We start from the raw sequence: 18,124 nt of genomic DNA, 5'->3' as shown, positions 1-18,124 counted from the left end.
GTGCTCGCCGCGTATACGTAAAGGGTGTAATGTCCAAGCCGGTTGGTTCTGTGATACCGCTGACAGGTGCGGATGATTGAAGTGAGCCACTGAATGTGTGCAGTGCGCATCGAGTGAAAGAACCCAAGTTCGCTCTGATGCGCAGTCTCGTACGCGTTCGTTCCTGAAACATTGGAGAACGGTGTGGGAATGAATGTCCCCACCTTTTGCCGAAGAGCTGAGATGGGCGGAAAACTGCCATTTCCTGCACTTTTCACCCGTGCGACAATGCGCCGCGTGAAGTACGTGGAAATCCGTCGGGATATAGCCATTTAAATCGGTTTAAATTACACCCATCAAAGCTCTGAATCACCCACTACGTGGATATCCGGTCCACAGGAGGACTTGAATGGGAAAGTTGCAGCCTGGCGTCGTATACGGCGAAGACTACAAAACTTTGATCGAAGCATGCCGTGAAGGTGGTTACGCCCTTCCGGCCGTTAACATTGTTGGCACCAACTCCTTGAACGCAGTTCTGGAAGCGGCCGCCAAGAACAAATCCGACGTTATCATTCAGCTTTCCAACGGTGGTGCTCAGTTCTTCGCAGGCGCAGGTCTGGAAGATGGGTTCAAGGCACGCGTTCTTGGCGCTGTGTCTGCTGCGCAGCACGTTCATCTGCTTGCCAAGCATTATGGCGTTTGTGTCGTGCTTCACACCGACCATGCCAACCGCAAGTTCCTGCCATGGCTGGAAGCGCTGGTTGACGAAGGTGAAGCCTACTACAAGGCAAACGGCAAGCCGCTTTTCTCCTCTCACATGCTCGACCTTTCCGAAGAGAGCCTTGAAGAGAACCTTGCTGAAAGTGAGCGCCTGCTGAAGCGCATGGCTCCACTTGAAATGAGCCTGGAAATCGAACTCGGCTGTACGGGTGGCGAGGAAGATGGTGTTGGTTCCGATGAAGATATCGGTGCAGACAATCCAAAGCTCTACACCCAACCAGAAGACGTTCTGGAAGCATATGACCGCTTGTCTCCACTGGGTCATTTCTCCGTTGCGGCATCCTTCGGTAACGTACATGGCGTTTACAAGCCAGGTAACGTGAAGCTGCGCCCAGAGATCCTGCGCGAAAGCCAAAAGCTGGTGCAGGAAACCCACTCTCTGGAAAGCAACCCGCTGCCGCTGGTATTCCACGGTGGTTCTGGTTCTGAAAAGGCGAAGATCACTGAAAGCCTCGGCTACGGTGTCTTCAAGATGAACATCGACACGGACACCCAGTTTGCATTCTCCGAACCTGTAGGTGCTTACGTCGAGAAGAACGCACGTGCGTTCAAGTATCAGATCGATCCGGAAGACGGCACGCCATACAAGAAACTCTACGACCCACGCAAGGTTCTCCGCGCTGGTGAAGAGGGTATTGTTGAGCGCATGACCGAGGCCTTTAAGGACCTTGGCAGCACCGGCAAGACGCTGGCGCAGTAATACGTAAAAATACAAAGTGACCCGTTTTCGGGTCACTTTTCTCTTTCTTTCAAAGAAAGCTCGGGCGAGGTTGTGCGCTGGGCAACGCATGCGTTGCAGCCACGACGCCCTTAAAGTACGCTCCAGGCCTGCCTCCTGGAAACGCGGACCATTTGGAGACCACTATGAAAGCACTGTTTATTGGTCAGTCCTACATTGACGTCACCTTTATCGCTGACTCAATGCCGACCGGTGATGAGAAGACAATTGCAAACGACTACGCAGTTGCCTTTGGAGGGAACGCCGTGACCGCAGCATTCGTCTGCGCGAAGCTCGGTATTGCACCAGACCTGCTCTGTTCCATGGCTGACGACTGGCTGGCTCGCATGTTCCGCGACATGGCCGCCAAGTATCAAATCCCGATCCACAGCTGTAAAGTTGCGGAAAGCTCCTTGTCCTTCATCATGCCGAAGGACGGCAAGCGTGCGATCGTTCGTTGTCGCGACAACGACTTCCTGCACCCGTATCCGAACCTGAATCTGGCTGGCTGCCGTGCGTTGCATGTTGATGGCCACATTCCAGAAGCTGCGCTGCACTATGCTAAGCAGTGCCGCAAGTACGGAATCATGACGTCGCTTGACGGCGGCGCTGTACGCGAGAACACCGAAGAGCTGCTGGGCTACATTGACGTTGCTGTCGTGTCTGAACTGTTCTGTGAGCAGCTCGGCAAGTCCGTTGAAGACACACTGGAATACCTGCGCACCCGTGGTGTTAAGGTCGGCGCGGTCACCCTCGGTGAGCGTGGCATGCACTGGTACGAAAACAACAGCCCAATTCGCCACCTTCCATCTTTGAAGGTGCCAAAAGAGCGTGTAGTTGACACCAACGGTGCAGGCGACACTTTCCACGGTGCCTATGTTTACGCCTACCTGGCAAACCCGGAAGGCAAGTGGGAAGACCACTTCAAGCTGGCACGTGCAGCAGCTGCGCACGCCATTCAGCATCTGGGTAATGAAGCGTCTCTGCCAACCACCGCAGACATCGAAGACGTTAATCAGGAATTCCAAGAAGCATAAGCTTCTGAATTCTCAAAAGAAAAAAAAAAGCCCGCAAAATCGGCGGGCTTTTTGCTTTTTGGGCGCCTGTTAAGCCCAGTAGAACTCAACGCCGCTCTTAGTCATCGGCAACATGGTCACCCGTGGTCCGATCGCTGCGATGGCGTTTGCAAGTGCTGGGCCCGCAGGAGGAAGCCCCGGCTCCCCGACGCCTGTAGGTGGTTCAGTGGACGGGACGACATGCACATTGATCTTTGCAATGTCATAGATCCGCAGCGGTTCATACTCGGGGAAGTTGTATTGCATCACTTCACCGTTTTCGAGGGTGATCTCGTTGCGCATGACCGCGCCAAGGCCGTAGCCGATGCCGCCCTCCATTTGCGCCTTGATGACATCCGGATTCACGGGCGTGCCGCAGTCAACAACGCAGGTTACGTTTTCAATCCGTACGACCTCGTCGTCATCCCGTGAGATCTCAACCACCTCGGCCACATATGTGCCAAAGGATTTGTGAACGGCGACACCCTGTGCCCGGTTTGAGGCAAGCTCTTGCCCCCAGCCAGTCTTTTCAGCAGCGAGCTGAAGGACACCTGCCAGTCGCTTTTGATCAGGTGTGCCTGAAGAAAGCAGCTCTAACCGGTAGTCTATCGGATCTCTGCCAGCTGCCTTGGCGACCATATCCATCATGCTTTCCATCACATAGGCAGTGTGGGTGTGGCCCACTGCGCGCCACCAGAGAACGGTGACAGAGGGTTCGAGATCGGTAAGGCCAAGATGGAAGCCCGGAATGGCGTAGTTCGTGTCTGCAGCTCCTTCAACGGAGGCATGATCGACGCCATCATGAACTGCAAACTGCTCAAATGCGGTGCCTTTCATGATGGACTGGCCAGCAACACGGTGATCCCAGGCGATGATCTTGCCAGCCTCGTCAAGGCCAACCCGTACCTTGTGCGCAAAGGCAGGCCGGTAATAGCCGGCGCGCATGTCATCCTCGCGGGACCACACGAGTTTCACCGGCTTGCTGCGGTCCGTCAGTGCAAAGGCCATCGCAGCTTCAACGTGATAGTCGGAATCGGCGTTTGCGCGGCGTCCAAAGGAGCCCCCTGCGAGCAAGGTGTTGATCTGCACCTTGGAAAGATCCAGCCCCAAGACCGACGCCACCGTCGGGTGGGTAAGGGCAGGGAACTGACAGCCGTCATGTACGACCACACCACCATCGGAAGTGGGCTCGATCGTGCAGCTGATGGGCTCCATGGCCGCGTGTGCCAGGTTAGGGAAGTAGAACTCGCTCTCCACTACCTGTGCGGCCCCTTCAAGAGCAGAAAGGGTGTCTTGCAGATCAGCATCCGGGGTGGCGCTGAACTCACTCTCAGAGTTTACCTTGGTGAGGAGATCCTGTTTGATCTCTTCGGAACTTCGGGTTTCAGCAGCAGAAAAGTCCCAGTCCGCAGCCACCGCATCGCGTGCCTGGAATGCAGTCCAAGTGTTCTTTGCGAAGACTGCAACACCCTTGCCGTTGGGCAGAGCCTTGGCTTCGATGAAGCCGGTCATGCCTTCCGCCCCGCTTGCATCAAACGACGTCAGCTTGCCGCCAAGTCGCGGACTGCGAATGATGGCGACGTAGATCTGACCGGGAAGTTGGATGTCCATCCCAAAGATCGCTGTGCCGTTGATCTTCGCGGGGGTGTCCTTTCGCCCTCGGGCAGGGTTGCCGATGATCTTGAAGTCAGCAGCTGATTTGAGTGTCGGATCCTCCGGTGGAGAGAGGGCCGATGCGGCCCCCACAAACTCTGCGATGCTTCCAGTTTTACCAGCGCCGGAAATGACACCGTTTTCAAGCTTGAGCTCGGCAGCAGAAACGCCCCACGCCTTTGCTGCGGCCATAATGAGCATTTCGCGGGCTGCTGCGCCAGCCTTGCGGTATTGCAGATAGGAGTTGGCCATTGCGGTGGAGCCGCCTGTGCCCTGCGCGCCGAACAGGGTATTGGCGTATCGGGAATTGTCAGCCGGGGCGAATTCGAAGTCCACATCCTTCAGCTCAGAGTTAAGTTCCTCGGCAATCAGGGAAGTGAGGCCGGTCGTCGTGCCTTGCCCCATTTCAAAGTGTTTTATGATGGCAATGATCTTGCCTTCCGGAGTGATCTTGACGAAAGGCGTCAGGTTGCCTTCGCCTGTGGCCGCCAGCGCCCCGTTTGGCGCAAACCCGACAATTAGGGCCGCCGTTGCGGTAGCTGCCGTCGCGGCGGCCCCTTTCAGAAAACTGCGGCGGGAGGTCTGAATGGGCATGATCAAGCCTCCAGAAGTTCTGAGGCGCGGCCGATGGCTGCGCGGATACGTTGATAGGTGGCGCAGCGACAAGCGTTGCCCGCCATGTAGCTGTCGATCTCGTCCGGCGATGGCTTCGAATTCTCGCTGAGAAGTCCGACCGCCTGCATGATCTGCCCAGACTGGCAATAACCGCATTGGACGACGTCAAGCTCTGCCCACGCAGTTTGGACAGCCTTGGCCACAGTTCCGCTGACGCCTTCAATGGTTGTGATCTCTGCGTCCTCAACATCGTCAATGTAGGTCTGACAGGAGCGAACCGGTTCGCCATTCATGTGAACGGTACAGGCACCGCAGGCGGCAATGCCGCAGCCAAACTTTGTTCCTGTCAGCTGGAGTTCGTCGCGAATGACCCATAGCAGCGGGGTTCCTGGCTCAGCGTCGACTTCACGGGTCGTGCCGTTAATTTTCACAGTGAGCGCCATAAGATGCTTCTCCTGTTTGGCTCGGAAACTGGGGATGTTGGCCGGATTATTGGTATTGGGTGTAAACCGGTCAGTTTACACTACACGTTTTTCCGGATCTGTAAACGATCAAGTTTACATTGGTTGGTTGCACGGATAAACAATCAGGAGGAAAGGGGCTTTTAGATGACTGATGCGGATACTCCTACGCTTACCAAGCGTGCAGAGATCATCATCGCTGCTCGAGGGGAGTTTCAGGAGCGCGGATTTGAGAGTGCGAGTATGGATCGCATCTCGCAGCGCGCTGGCGTTTCAAAGCGCACTGTCTACAAGCATTTCACGAGCAAAGAGAACCTGTTCCATGCCATTGTCGAAGAGCTGGCAAACCGGTTAGGTGAGGCGCTGGATGTTGCCTATACCAGCGAAAAACCAATCGAGCAGCAACTGCGGGATCTGGCCTGGGCCGAGGCGACGTTGTTCATGTCCGATGATTTCATGAGGACCACACGCATGGTTCTTGGCGAAATCATGCGCGACACAAAAATGAGCCACGAGGTTCAGTGCCGTCTGGACAAGACGGATGTGATTGAAAAGTTCATGCGTGACGCCAAAGAAGACAGTGTCCTCGACATCGCTGACACACTGGCAGCGACCCGAGAGTTCATCGGTTTGCTCAAGGCGACAGGGTTCTGGCCTGCGATCTATGGCGGGGAGCTGGTCACCGAAGACGCAATGCGAAACACGGTCGATTCCGCAGTTGCCATGATGTTGGCCCGCTATAAGCCAAGCGCCTGACATTCAGACCTGCGGTGAATCCAGAAGTGGTCTCAATAACGGATTTGGGAAACGGCGCGAGATCGTCACCGCATAAAAAGTCTCGACGATATCTGGTAGTTGTGTTGCCTCGATGAGGCGTCCCGTCTCAAGCTCATCCTTAACCACGATGGGCGGCACGACAGCGATGCCAACGTCCTCGCGGGCCAAGAGGCGGATCATCGCCATGTCGTCAACTTCAGCTGCGACCTTCGGACGAACGCCCAAACGGTCCGCCAGAGCATCAAAGCCAGCGCGCATCGAGCTGGCAAGCGGTGGCAAAATGACCGGGTGATCTCTAAGCAATCCAGCCACGGAGACCTTGCCCAACACCCGTTCAGGGGTGCCGACGAGACTGACATGTTGCTGAGCGATTTGGTGGATGATCCAAGGTGTGGCGGAATCGTGAGCCGGTGCTTGGTTTACCAAAGCAACATCAAGGTGCAGGGCTTCCAGGCCTTTCAAGAGATCAGCAAAGCTGCCGGAACTGGAGATCACTTCAACATCTTCGCGGGCGAGCAAGGGCCTTAGAAACCCAACTTGGAAGTTCCGCGAGAGAGTTGCGAGGGCCCCTACGCGCAGAATCTGACGGGCAGTGCCTGTTTCCCTCAAAGTGCCCAAAAGCTCGTCGCCAGCCGCGAAAATCGTGTCTGCATGGTCCAAAGTGATCCGGCCAGCCTCCGTGAGGAGCAATTGTTTTCCACGGCGCTCGAACAACTGGTGGCCAAGTTGCGTCTCCAGTTTCTGGATCTGCGTTGAGAGCGCAGATTGGGAGATATTCAACCTTTCTGCAGTGCGTGTCAGGTTGCCTTCGTGAGCCACAGCCCAAAAATAACGTAGGTGATTATAATTAAGCGCGGCCATCTTCATTCTCCAAAACAGAACGATAAAAGACATATAATGAATTTTTAAGATCGAACAATCGTTGGTATCTCCAAAATCAAGAAAATTTCGGAGTTCCTCATCAATGTCGATTATTTCCCTAGTGCCCTTGGCAGCACCGCTTGCGCTGGTCGGCGCAGCTCTGGTGGCTCGGACCGACAGCGGGATCAGGCCTCGTAAGGCGCTTCAAGTCACGCGTATTGCTACCGTCTTCGCACTTGTCATTGCAGTCGCATCCGCACTCACGGTTCCGCTGACCGGCGGCGGCACGTCGCCGCTCATCGGTGCCGCCGAATTTGGACTGTCGATCCGACTGGATGCCTTGAGTGCCATCATGATGGTGCTGGTCACCTTTGTTGGGGCCATCGTGGTGCAATACAGCCGCAACTACATGGACGGGGACGCTCAGCAGGGCCGCTTCATGGCGCAGCTTTCCCTGACTGTGGCCTGTGTGCTGCTCCTCGTGCTTTCCGGTAATCTGGTCCAGCTGATTGTCTCTTGGGTCATCACCAGCTTGGCATTCGATCGTCTTTTGGTGTTCTACAAGGAACGGGCGAAAGCGCGCCTTGCGGCCAAGAAGAAGTTCATTGTTGCCCGCTTTGGAGATTTGGGGCTGCTGGTAGCGGTGACGCTGCTCATGTACGCCTTCGGCACTTCGGACATTGCGACGATCCTCGAGGCCGCCGGTTCGATGAGCGAAGCTCCGTTGGCGGTCACCATCGCAACTTTTCTGCTCGTCATTGCGGCGATCACCAAATCGGCTCAGTTCCCGACACATGGCTGGCTGACAGAGGTGATGGAGACGCCAACCCCGGTTTCCGCACTGCTTCACGCAGGTATCATCAACGCAGGGGGCTTCCTGATCGTGCGTCTAGCGGATGTGATGATGCTGTCATCCGGCGCGCTGCACATTCTCGCGCTTGTCGGTGGCTTTACTGCACTCTTCGGTGCCATCGTGATGTTGACGCAGACAAGCGTGAAGGTGTCATTGGCTTGGTCCACCGTGTCTCAGATGGGCTTCATGCTGTTGCAGTGTGGCTTGGGTCTGTTTTCACTCGCGGTCCTGCACATCGTCACCCACTCCCTTTACAAGGCACACGCCTTTCTATCCTCCGGCAGTGTGGTGGAAATCGCGCGTGCATCTTGGGTACCAGACACAGCCAAGCCAAAGGTTGGGCTGGTGACGCTCGGCCTTGCCATGGCGCTGGGGCTCTACGTAGGTGTTGGCATGTTGTTTGGCCTCTCCACCTCTACCGATCTTCAGGTGTTCGCTGTCGGCAGCATTCTGGTCATGGGCCTGACCTTCCTGTTCGCACAGGCGTCTAGTGGCCGCACCAGCAAATATGTCCTCGGCCGTACGTTCATCGCAGGAAGCGTCATTTCGGTCGCCTACTTCGGTCTGCACGCATTGGCAAGCGTCGCCCTCGGACACATGCTCCCAGCGCCGGTACAAGCTGGCGTGCTCGAGATGGCGATCATGGCGCTCGCGGTCGGTTCGTTCGCCGTAGTGACCTTCCTGCAGATCATTGAACCGTCCAACGCCAAGTCGGCCTTCTGGCGCGCGGCACGGATACATGCGGCAAACGGCTTTTACGCCAATGCTTACTTTGACCGTTTCGTCGGCGCCTTGAACCGGCCTGCTGGCTCTTCGAACTAAGGAGTTTGTCATGAACGCACCATTCAACCTCGACAGCGCTGCGCTCAGTTCTCAAGCTCCTTTGGTAGCTGAAGACGCGCTCAAAGCCGCAACGGCGGCAGCTGGTAAAATCGCCCCTCTGTGGTCTTTGAAAACCTTCGTGGCTGTGAACCCGTTTCTGGGTCTGTCTGATCAGCGCTTTGATGAGGCCGCCCAAACCATGGCGCAAGTGGCCGGTGCGCGCATGACCATGCCACGGGCCTTCTACATGGATGCACTCGACAGGGGGCGCATTAGCCATGGCGATCTTGCCGCGGCGCTGGACGAAGCGCAGATTGACGGTTTGCCGCGAGATCCAGAACTTTTCTTGGCACTTGCGCGCTCTGAAAAGGCACAGAACCTCACAGTGTTGCCCACCCTGACCGACATCGCTGGCGATATCGACGGCATGGATTGGTCTGAGCTGATGCTGGAAAGCATTGCGCGCTATGCTGCGGAATATTTCGACGAGGGTCAGGCTTCTTGGGTTACGGTGACCCGTGAGAAGGGCTTCTATGAAGGATGGCATGAGACGGCATCAGTTGATCGGACTGCCGATGTGGCTGGCCTGAAGGGCTTCCGCAAGGCTGTGAAGGCAATGCCTAAAAATGCGGAGGGCCTGATTGCGCTTGCCGCAGAACGTTTCGGTCTCACCAAAGCATCCGTAGACCTCTACTTCCATCGCCTCTTGATGACAGTTGGTGGCTGGTCGTCCTATGCGCGCCAGAAGGTTTGGCAGGCAGAGTTGAATGGCGGTACTGATGCGACGCTGACCGATTTCCTCGCCATCCGCTTGGCGTGGGAACTGGCAATCTGGGAACTATGTGCTGACAAGGCTGGCTTTGACAGCGCTTGGAAGGCGGCAGTGAAGTCCTACGAAAATCCAAGGGAACAGCAGGCTGTCAGCATCGCTTGCGTGTTTCAGTCCGCCTATGACAAGGCATGGCAGCGGGATTTCGTAACCAAGTTTGCGGTAGAGTCCAAGAAAGCCGCGCCAAAGCGCATGAACGTTCAGGCCGCCTTCTGTATTGATGTGCGCTCAGAAGTGTTCCGCCGTGCCCTTGAAACCGCCTCTCAAGACGTGGAGACCATTGGCTTTGCGGGCTTCTTCGGCTTCCCCATCGAGTATGTGCCACTCGGTCAGCGCCATGGTGGGGCACAGTGTCCGGTCCTGCTCAAACCGCAGTTCATCGTCTGCGAAAGCGTAGGCGGTGCGGATGCTGTTGAGGAAAAGTCTATCCTTGATCTGCGCATGTTCCGACGCAAGGCGGGCAAGGCGTTCAAGTCGTTCAAGCTGGCTGCGGTGTCTTCATTTGCCTTCGTGGAGACCCTCGGTTTGACCTACATTGGCAAGTTGGCGACCGATGCACTCGGTTTGTCTCGCCCGGTGCCGCATCCATTGGTGGATGGGTTTGATAAGGACGTGCAGGACCGGCTCACCCCGGATGTCACTTCTGGCGAGTTGGATGGCCGGATCACGGGTTTCACAGAGACAACACGGGTGGACATGGCGCAAGCCGTGCTCACCGCAATGTCATTGACCAAGAACTTTGCTCGGATTGTACTGCTGGCCGGACATGGCTCAACCACGGTGAACAACCCACATGCCTCCGGCCTCGATTGTGGCGCGTGTGGTGGCCACACCGGAGAGGCCAATGCCCGTGTCGCAGCCGCAATTCTCAACGACAGGAAGGTTCGCGAAGGGTTAAAGGCTCGTGGCATCGAAGTGCCTGAGGATACGATCTTTCTGGGTGCCCTTCATGACACCACAACCGATGAAGTTCAGGTCTACGGAGAAGAGAGCATTCCAGCGACGCATATCGCTGAGTTTGTAAAGCTCAAGGAGCAACTCGCCGACGCTGCAAAGCTGGCACGTGCTGAACGTGCTGCACAGCTCAACCTGGAAGAGGGCAAGCCGGTGGATGGGCAGATCTTGGCGCGTTCCACCGATTGGGCTCAAGTTCGCCCTGAGTGGGGCCTTGCAGGATGCGCGGCCTTCGTCGTGGCGCCACGCGAGCGCACTGCAGGCCTTGATTTCGGCGGGCGTTCCTTCCTGCACAGCTATGAATGGCAGCAGGACGAGGGCTTCAAGGTTCTGGAACTCATCATGACAGCACCGATGATTGTCACGAGTTGGATCAGCCTGCAGTACTATGGGTCAACCGTGGACAACAAGGTGTTCGGCAGCGGCAACAAGGTGTTGCACAACGTGGTCGGAACCATCGGTGTGCTTGAAGGTAATGGCGGTGACTTGCGTCCGGGTCTTCCAATGCAGTCGATCCATGATGGGGAAAAGCTTATCCATGAGCCGCTGCGCCTTAACGTTGCCATTGAGGCACCAATCGAAGCCATGAACGCCATCATCGAACGTCACGAGATGGTTCGCAATCTGGTGGACAATGGTTGGCTGCACCTGTTCGCGTTGGGCGAAAATGGCCAGGTGACCGCGCGCTATACTGGAAACCTGAACTGGGAAGACGCTGACCATCAGGTCGTTTCCCAAGCCGCGTAACTCAGGGCAAAGGCTGAGCCAAGAAGAAAAAGGCCGTACCTCCGGGTGCGGCCTCTTCCATTTGCGTGCAAATACTTGGTTTGTTGACGCCATACACCGAATGGGTGCTTTATTGATGCTCGTCACCCTTTGAAGGCTGCAATACGTTATCGGTATGGGCATGAACGCGACCTGCAAAATGAACGATGCTGAATGGACGTTCTTCAAATCGTTTGTCTCTGAGCGACAAGCTCGGCGCGGCCGTCCGCCTCAAAACCATCGACTGGTGCTGGATGGCGTGTTCTGGGTCGCGCAAAATGAGCGCAAGTGGCGCGACCTGCCAGACCATTTCGGCAACTGGAGCTCCATCCATCGACAGTTCAAACGGTGGAGCGAAGCCGGGCTCTGGCAGGATCTTGAAGTGGCCCTCGACGACACGCTGGCGTGCTGTGAAGGAAACTGTCCAATCGATGCGCACGCCGTTGCCATTCCCTGCGATGTGCTGCAAAGCGAGCGGGAGACCCTGAAGGCCAAGATATACTCCGCCCAGCAGGTTGCCCGCCGCCGTCGCGGATTAGCCTCAAGGCGCTGAAGTCTTTCCCTCGCGATTTCAATAGCCTATCCCTCTAGTCTTTGGGCTAAGAACAGTTCTATTGTTCTCGACAGGCCTCATCAAACCTGCTGAATTGCTGACAATGAAAAGCGGAAGCTGAGTTGGCGATGCGTGCGGGTGGGAGGCCTGCGGCGTGTCAACTCCAAGAGCATATGGGAGGGGAAATGGGCGCGCTTTCACCGCAGCACTTTGCTGAGGTAGACTACGTCGTGGTAGGCGCAGGGTCTGCCGGGTGTGTTCTCGCCAATCGCCTTAGCGCCAACCCAAAAAACCGGGTGCTCCTGTTGGAGGCCGGGGGGCGAGACAACTACCATTGGATCCATATTCCCGTCGGCTATCTGTACTGCATCGACAATCCGCGCACGGATTGGCAGTTCAAAACCGTTTCTGAGAAAGGCTTGAACGGGCGTCAGCTCATTTATCCCCGCGGCAAGGTGTTGGGCGGATGCTCCTCTATCAATGGCATGATTTACATGCGCGGGCAGGCAGCAGATTATGATCTTTGGCGTCAACTGGGAAACCGAGGATGGGGCTGGGATGAGGTGCTGCCTTACTTCAAAAAGCACGAGGACCACGCGTTTAGAAATGGGCATTACCACGGGCAAGGTGGGGAACTTAGAGTTGAAAAACAGCGTCTCCATTGGGACATTCTGGATGCGGTACGCGATGCGGCTGAGGAGCTGGGCATACCCAAGGCAGACGATGTAAACGCGGGTACCAATGAAGGTGCTGCCTATTTTGAAGTAAACCAACGCGGCGGTGTCCGGTGGAGTGCGGCCCGTGCCTTTCTGGAACCCGTCAAAAAACGCGATAACCTTCAGATCTTGACGGGCGCGCAGGTGGAGCGGATCACATTTGATGGAGCGCGCGCCACGGGCCTTGTCTTTCATCATCAAGGTAAGCCCCGTTTGGTGCGAGCCCACAAGGAGACCATTCTGGCGGCAGGTGCCATAGGTTCTCCGCAAATCCTTCAGCTCTCTGGCATAGGCCCTGTTGAGCTGCTGAAGCAACATGGCATTGAGGTGCGCAGGAATGCGCCCGGCGTTGGGGCGAACTTGCAAGATCATTTGCAGCTGCGCACAATCTTCAAGATCAAAGGCGCGCTAACACTCAATGAAATGCAGAAGGGGATCTGGGGCAAGGCCAAGATCGCGCTGGAATACGCCTTGAAGCGCTCAGGCCCGATGTCCATGGCACCCAGTCAACTTGGCATCTTCACGCGCTCCCACGAGCGCTATGAAACGCCGAACATTGAGTATCACGTTCAGCCCTTGTCCTTGGAGAAGTTTGGCGACCGGCTCCATGACTTCCCGGCGATAACCGTATCTGTATGCAATCTGCGTCCAGAAAGCCGAGGGCGGGTAGCGATAACCTCCAATGACTTTAAAGAGAAGCCGGAGATACGGCCGAATTATCTGACAGCTCAGGAGGATCAGGAGGTGGCGATTGCCTCGATAAGACACGCGCGTCGTCTTATGGCGACGCAGCGCATGGCCCGTTTTGCCCCTCAAGAGATCAAGCCGGGTTTGACCTATCAAAGTGATGAGGAGCTTGTTGAAGCTGCCGGGGATGTGGGAACGACCATTTTCCATCCCGTGGGAACAGCGAAGATGGGCCATGATCCGATGTCTGTGGTGTCAGACACCCTCGAGCTCCATGGCTTTGAAGGGCTCCGCGTTGTAGACGCCTCAATCATGCCCACAATCACCTCAGGCAACACGCATGCACCGGTCACTATGATTGCCGAGAAGGCTGCAGAAATGATCCTCGGGGATGATCAACGGCGAGGCTCCTAAAAGGACAGCGCGGCAGTGTCCTCTGGCTTTTTTAAGGGTGTGTAAGGTAGGCCCAGACTTTGGCAAGTGATACGCCAAGTCTCATTCAGCTGGTTGTAGGAACGGAAAAGGTTTGCGTTCACAATCATGCCGTCCAGCACCACTTGCAGGAAAACTCCTTTTGCTTTTGCTTCTGACATGCCCATGTCTTTTAGGATCTGCTCAAGAAGTTCTGCAAGCCAACGCTTGTGGTTCTGCGAAACGTTCTGCAACTCATCGTTGCCTTGAAACTCCCCCAAGGCTTTGATGAACATGCAGCCGAAGAAGTTCCGCGACAGGAACCACCTCAAGTGCCAGTCGAACAGTTCCTGAAGCCGTTGCTCGGGTGTGGCAAGGCCATCAAGCGCGCTAACAAGAGAACTGCTGAAACGCTGGTGGCGTAGCTCCAATACCGCTTCAACCAACTTGTCCTTGTTCTTGAAGTATTTGTAGAGCGTCATTTTGGAGACCTTGGCCTCATCGCGGATCAGGTCGACGCCCACGGCCGTGTATCCGTGTTCGTTGAACAGTCGCATTGCGGCTTCCAGAATGTCGTCTTTCTTGCTCATGAAACTCCCCTCAAGTTGCTCTTGGCATACATCGCCTGCTTGCAAATTCCAACTGGACAATATATGTACAGACCGGTCTGTACATATATAGGAGTCGCGTATGTTTGAGAAGATAAAGGGTTCCGCCAAATCCCCTGCAAGGCCTGCCATCCCGCAAATTCTGAATGGCCTGATTGGAGGTTTCGCTGGCATTGGCGTGGTTGCCTACTTGGCCGAGGTTTCGAACCTTCCGCTGCTCATGGCGCCATTTGGAGCAACTTGTGTGTTGTTGTTTGCAGCGCCAGCCGCGCCTTTGGCGCAGCCTAGGAACGTCGTGCTCGGCCATCTCATTGCGGCATCAGTTGGACTGTTGGTTCTGAACATTTTTGGGGCAGGGCTATTTCAGATGGCGCTGGGCGTTGGGCTTGCAATTGCCTTGATGCAGGTGTTTCGCGCAGTGCATCCACCTGCAGGTGCAAACCCCCTTGTTGTCATTCTAGGAGGAGTGACAGACTGGTGGTTTTTGGTCACGCCTGTACTCATCGGGGCGCTCACCTTGGTCTTGATTGCCCTTGTTCTGAACAATCTGGGCAAGGGAAAAAACTGGCCGGTCTACTGGGCATAAAAAAAGGCCCCGCGGCAATGCGGGGCAGTTTGGTCGGCTTCTCGTTTTTGCCTAGAACGGCAGGCCAACATACTCATAGGCAAGTGCCTGTTGCATAGGTGGGTGTTGTAGCAGCAGGTCGTATGTGTTGGCCTGGATGCGGCGCGTAAACGGATCTTCATTTGGGAAGGCGTGCAGCATCTTGGTCATGCGCCATGAGAAGTTCTCTGCGCTCCAAACACGCCGTAAAGCGTCCGCGGAGTAGCGCTCCAAATGGTGAGACCTGTTATGTTTGAGGTGTTCTATCAAGCCGCGTGACAGGTAATGGACGTCGGAAAAGGCCAAGTTCAGTCCCTTTGCACCTGTCGGGGGCACGATATGAGCGGCATCACCTGCAAGAAATAGCGCTCCGTATTGCATGGGTTCGGCAACAAAGCTGCGAAGCGGCGCGATTGATTTTTCAATGGAAGGGCCCGTGGTGATCTTTCCAGCAATGTCATCTGGCATTCGGCGCAGCAAGGCTTCCCAAAATCGGTCGTCCGTCCAGTCTTCAATCGCGTCATTGATATCACATTGCACATAATAGCGGCTCAGCATCGGATTGCGCTGAGAGGCTAGGGCAAAGCCGTCCTCGTGATAGGCGTAGACCAGCTCTTTCAATGGCGGCACCTCAGCCATGATGCCAAGCCAGCCGAACGGATAGGCGCGCTCAAAAACCTTAAGAACATCCGAGGGGATCGATTGCCGGCTGACACCGTGAAAACCATCACATCCGGCAATAAAACTACACGCAATCTCATAGTTCTCGCCGTCCTTGGAAAACGTCACTCGAGGCCTGTCAGACTTCAAGTCATGGAGTGCCACTTGTCCGGCCTCGTTGATTACATGGCCGCCATCGCGTTCTCTTGCGGCATAGAGATCTTCGGTAATAGCCGTTTGGCCATAGGCCATCATCTGCTTGCCGGTCCATTTCACCGTATCGATGTAGACACCGGGCTTGCCTTGACAGGCAATGGCACCGCCGTTTTTGGGAAGGCCTTCCCGATCCATGCGCTCGCCAAGGTCATAGTCCCTCAGCATTTGGACGGTGCCGTGCTCCAAAAAACCGGCACGAATGCGAGCCAGAACATAGTCTTTGGTTTGTCGCTCCAGAACGATGCTCTCGATGCCGTGCTTTTGAAGGATGTGCGAAAGAAGAAGACCAGCAGGTCCTCCACCAATAATGGCCACCTGTGTGGTGAAGTGTTTCGCACCCATTCCTGAACCTCCCCAAAGTGCGGCAAGTCTCCCAACCTGATCGCACTCATAGACTTCGCTTTGATCGAAAATTGCATAGTCATTTCAAAATGAATAATGAAAAATCGGCGCTGTTTAATCACGAAAGTGCTATGCCTGAGCCTAGGCATGGAGCCAACGATCAGGCAATCAGCTCACTGAAATTCATAGCTTTACGGTTATGATAATGCCCTCGAATATCATTTTTCATATGCAAAGCTGCATGTAAATCTCCCTCATGAGGAGGATGCCATGGAGTTCATCGAAACAAATGGTGTTGTGTTGCACTGTGCCATTCAAAGAGTTGAAAAGGGGCCACCGCCTCTTGTGTTTATCAACTCATTGGGCAGTGACTTTCGGATTTGGACGGGTGTCTGCGCACGGCTTGGAGATGGTTGGTCCACACTGCGCTATGACAAGCGCGGCCATGGCCTCTCAGAGGAAGGCACGGATGCCTACTCCATTGGCCGTCATGCCGATGATCTTATTGGACTTCTGACCAAAACTGGCTTCGATGGGGTGGTGCTCTGCGGCTTGTCGGTCGGCGGCTTGATCGCACTGGAGATTTGGCGCAAGCGACCGGACCTCGTTGCGGGCTTGGTCCTATGCGATACGGCCGCCAAAATCGGTACTGCTCAGATGTGGCAGGACCGTATTGATCTGATCCGCAAGGATGGCATTGCCGCGCTCGCGGAGCCTGTTTTGGAGCGATGGTTTTCCAGCGGATTTCGCAGTTCCTGCCAAGAACAGGTTTCGGGTTACCGCAGTATGTTGGTGCGCACGGCTCTCGATGGGTACTTGGGCACATGCGAGGCCATCAGAGATGCTGACCTTACCGAGGTGCTCCAGTCAATCACCGTGCCAACCCTGTGTCTGTGTGGTGATGAAGATGGTTCAACACCCCCAGAAGTGGTGATGGACATGCAGGAGAAAATCTCCGGCTCTTCCTTCGAAATGATCGAATACGCCGGGCACCTGCCTTGCGTGGAACAGCCTGACGCGATTGCGCAGTTACTGGCGCAGTTCGTTGCCAAGGTGCATGTGCAAGGACAAAGCTAGATGAAAAACAAGTCGGAAAGACACCGCCAAGGCATGGAAACGCGTCGGCGGGTATTGGGCACTGCGCACGTAGATCAAGCCGAGAGGAGCAAGAGTTCTTTTGATGAACCGTTTCAGGACCTGATCACCGAGGCGGCATGGGGTTCTGTTTGGTCCAGAAGTGACTGGCAGCCTAGGGACCGCTCCATTGTTACAATTGCGCTTCTTGCTGCGTTGGGGCACGAAGAGGAGCTTGCCATGCACATCCGGGCCACAGTGAATACCGGGGCAAGCCGTGAAGATGTTCGGGAGGCCTTGCTTCACGTGGCCATCTATGCCGGGGTTCCGGCTGCAAACAGCGCAATAAAGATCGCCAAGAACATCTTTGATGAGGCAGATGGAGAGGGGACTGGATCATGACAAAAGCGCTTGGCGCATTTTATCCGCGTGACAGGAGTTGGCATCCAAAGGCCTACACACCTGAGTACAAGACCAGCGTGCTGCGGTCGCCGCAAAAGCCTCTTGTGTCCCTTGGTAGCACACTGAGTGAGACCACAGGTCCCGTATTCGGCCACAGCGCCTTGGGTGAGCTGGATGCTGACTTGATCCTGAACTGCGCAAGGCCGGGAGAAAGTGCGCTGGGTGAACGTATTATCGTTCACGGTCGGGTGTTGGCTGAGAACGCACGCCCAGTCCCCAACGTGCTGATCGAAGTTTGGCAGGCCAATGCGGGTGGGCGCTATCGGCACAAGAAAGACGGGTACCTTGCCCCGCTTGATCCAAACTTCGGCGGGTGTGGCCGGGTATTGACCGATGAGGAGGGCTACTATGCCTTCCGCACCATCAAGCCTGGTCCTTACCCCTGGCCAAATGGAGTGAACGACTGGCGTCCCGCTCACATCCATTTCTCCCTGTTTGGCAGTGGTTTCGCGCAGCGGCTGATTTCGCAGATGTATTTTGAGGGCGATCCGCACATCGCACTATGCCCGATCGTCAATACAATCGGCGATCCCGATGCAATCGACATGCTCACCGCCAAGCTGGACATGAACAACACCATTCCCATGAACGCGCGGGCCTATCGTTTTGATGTGGTGCTTCGAGGGCGCAGATCGACCCTTTTTGAAAATCGCATGGAGGGCAACTGAG

General features: G+C 55.6%; 16 protein-coding genes. 11 read left to right on the top strand and 5 right to left on the bottom strand.

Annotation, left to right across the window (positions count from 1 at the left end; all coding sequences use genetic code 11):
* The first annotated feature begins 388 nt into the window (after nucleotides 1-388).
* Both fbaA and PUV47_RS05035 read left to right on the top strand, forming a co-directional pair.
* Nucleotides 389-1,459, top strand: coding sequence for a class II fructose-bisphosphate aldolase (fbaA, locus tag PUV47_RS05040; RefSeq protein ID WP_274217382.1), 1,071 nt, complete (start codon nucleotides 389-391; stop codon nucleotides 1,457-1,459).
* Between the two features lie 164 nt (nucleotides 1,460-1,623).
* Nucleotides 1,624-2,514 carry a sugar kinase gene (locus PUV47_RS05035; protein ID WP_274217381.1) on the top strand — a complete coding sequence of 297 codons (891 nt, stop codon included), beginning with the start codon at nucleotides 1,624-1,626 and terminating at the stop codon, nucleotides 2,512-2,514.
* Nucleotides 2,515-2,583: 69 nt separating this feature from the next.
* Here the strand turns inward: PUV47_RS05035 and PUV47_RS05030 are convergent, their stop codons facing one another.
* Nucleotides 2,584-4,779 (bottom strand): xanthine dehydrogenase family protein molybdopterin-binding subunit, encoded by a 2,196-nt coding sequence (locus PUV47_RS05030; RefSeq protein WP_274217380.1) that lies wholly within the window; start codon nucleotides 4,777-4,779, stop codon nucleotides 2,584-2,586.
* A gap of 2 nt (nucleotides 4,780-4,781) precedes the next feature.
* The gene (locus tag PUV47_RS05025; RefSeq protein WP_274217379.1) at nucleotides 4,782-5,243 is read right to left on the bottom strand and encodes a (2Fe-2S)-binding protein; all 462 of its coding nucleotides are present in this window, start codon (nucleotides 5,241-5,243) and stop codon (nucleotides 4,782-4,784) included.
* A gap of 165 nt (nucleotides 5,244-5,408) precedes the next feature.
* On the opposite strand from PUV47_RS05025, the gene PUV47_RS05020 reads away from it, so the two are divergent.
* A complete protein-coding gene (locus PUV47_RS05020) occupies nucleotides 5,409-6,017 on the top strand; it encodes a TetR/AcrR family transcriptional regulator (RefSeq protein ID WP_274217378.1) in 609 nt (202 codons plus the stop codon).
* Nucleotides 6,018-6,020: 3 nt separating this feature from the next.
* On the opposite strand, the gene PUV47_RS05015 is transcribed toward PUV47_RS05020, so the two are convergent.
* On the bottom strand, nucleotides 6,021-6,899 hold the full coding sequence (locus PUV47_RS05015) for a LysR family transcriptional regulator (RefSeq protein ID WP_274217377.1): 879 nt from the start codon (nucleotides 6,897-6,899) through the stop codon (nucleotides 6,021-6,023).
* A 103-nt stretch (nucleotides 6,900-7,002) separates the two neighbouring features.
* Between PUV47_RS05015 and PUV47_RS05010 the strand changes: the two genes are divergently transcribed.
* From PUV47_RS05010 to PUV47_RS04995, 4 genes are all read left to right on the top strand, one after another.
* A complete protein-coding gene (locus tag PUV47_RS05010; RefSeq protein WP_274217376.1) occupies nucleotides 7,003-8,574 on the top strand; it encodes an NADH-quinone oxidoreductase subunit L in 1,572 nt (523 codons plus the stop codon).
* Between the two features lie 10 nt (nucleotides 8,575-8,584).
* A complete protein-coding gene (locus PUV47_RS05005) occupies nucleotides 8,585-11,104 on the top strand; it encodes a YbcC family protein (protein WP_274217375.1) in 2,520 nt (839 codons plus the stop codon).
* Nucleotides 11,105-11,282: 178 nt separating this feature from the next.
* Nucleotides 11,283-11,675: a transposase gene (locus PUV47_RS05000; RefSeq protein ID WP_274217374.1), complete on the top strand. Its 393-nt coding sequence runs from the start codon at nucleotides 11,283-11,285 to the stop codon at nucleotides 11,673-11,675.
* Between the two features lie 185 nt (nucleotides 11,676-11,860).
* Nucleotides 11,861-13,492 carry a GMC family oxidoreductase gene (locus tag PUV47_RS04995; RefSeq protein ID WP_274217373.1) on the top strand — a complete coding sequence of 544 codons (1,632 nt, stop codon included), beginning with the start codon at nucleotides 11,861-11,863 and terminating at the stop codon, nucleotides 13,490-13,492.
* On the opposite strand, the gene PUV47_RS04990 is transcribed toward PUV47_RS04995, so the two are convergent.
* Entirely contained in the window at nucleotides 13,489-14,079 is a 591-nt protein-coding gene (locus PUV47_RS04990; RefSeq protein WP_274217371.1) for a TetR/AcrR family transcriptional regulator, read from the bottom strand. The two genes, PUV47_RS04995 and PUV47_RS04990, sit on opposite strands and share 4 nt — an antisense overlap.
* A gap of 100 nt (nucleotides 14,080-14,179) precedes the next feature.
* Here PUV47_RS04990 and PUV47_RS04985 point away from each other — a divergent pair, with 100 nt between their 5' ends.
* Nucleotides 14,180-14,683, top strand: coding sequence for an HPP family protein (locus PUV47_RS04985; protein ID WP_274217370.1), 504 nt, complete (start codon nucleotides 14,180-14,182; stop codon nucleotides 14,681-14,683).
* Nucleotides 14,684-14,734: 51 nt separating this feature from the next.
* On the opposite strand, the gene pobA is transcribed toward PUV47_RS04985, so the two are convergent.
* On the bottom strand, nucleotides 14,735-15,919 hold the full coding sequence (gene pobA / locus PUV47_RS04980) for a 4-hydroxybenzoate 3-monooxygenase (RefSeq protein ID WP_274217369.1): 1,185 nt from the start codon (nucleotides 15,917-15,919) through the stop codon (nucleotides 14,735-14,737).
* Between the two features lie 270 nt (nucleotides 15,920-16,189).
* Here pobA and pcaD point away from each other — a divergent pair, with 270 nt between their 5' ends.
* Genes pcaD through pcaH form a run of 3 tightly spaced genes read left to right on the top strand, consistent with a single transcriptional unit; the run spans nucleotide 16,190 to nucleotide 18,123 of the window.
* Nucleotides 16,190-16,996 (top strand): 3-oxoadipate enol-lactonase, encoded by an 807-nt coding sequence (pcaD, locus tag PUV47_RS04975; protein WP_274217368.1) that lies wholly within the window; start codon nucleotides 16,190-16,192, stop codon nucleotides 16,994-16,996.
* On the top strand, nucleotides 16,997-17,395 hold the full coding sequence (pcaC, locus tag PUV47_RS04970) for a 4-carboxymuconolactone decarboxylase (protein ID WP_274217367.1): 399 nt from the start codon (nucleotides 16,997-16,999) through the stop codon (nucleotides 17,393-17,395). It abuts the gene before it with no gap.
* Complete coding sequence (gene pcaH, locus PUV47_RS04965) at nucleotides 17,392-18,123, top strand: protocatechuate 3,4-dioxygenase subunit beta (protein ID WP_274217366.1); 732 nt, start codon at nucleotides 17,392-17,394, stop codon at nucleotides 18,121-18,123. The genes pcaC and pcaH overlap by 4 nt, the downstream gene beginning before the upstream one ends.
* Nucleotide 18,124 lies beyond the last annotated feature (1 nt).

Origin of the sequence: Pseudovibrio exalbescens, assembly GCF_028737195.1 — a bacterium.
GTDB lineage: Bacteria > Pseudomonadota > Alphaproteobacteria > Rhizobiales > Stappiaceae > Pseudovibrio > Pseudovibrio zosterae.
Note: the sequence above shows the minus strand (reverse complement) of the source record. Positions and strands in the feature narration are given on the sequence as shown.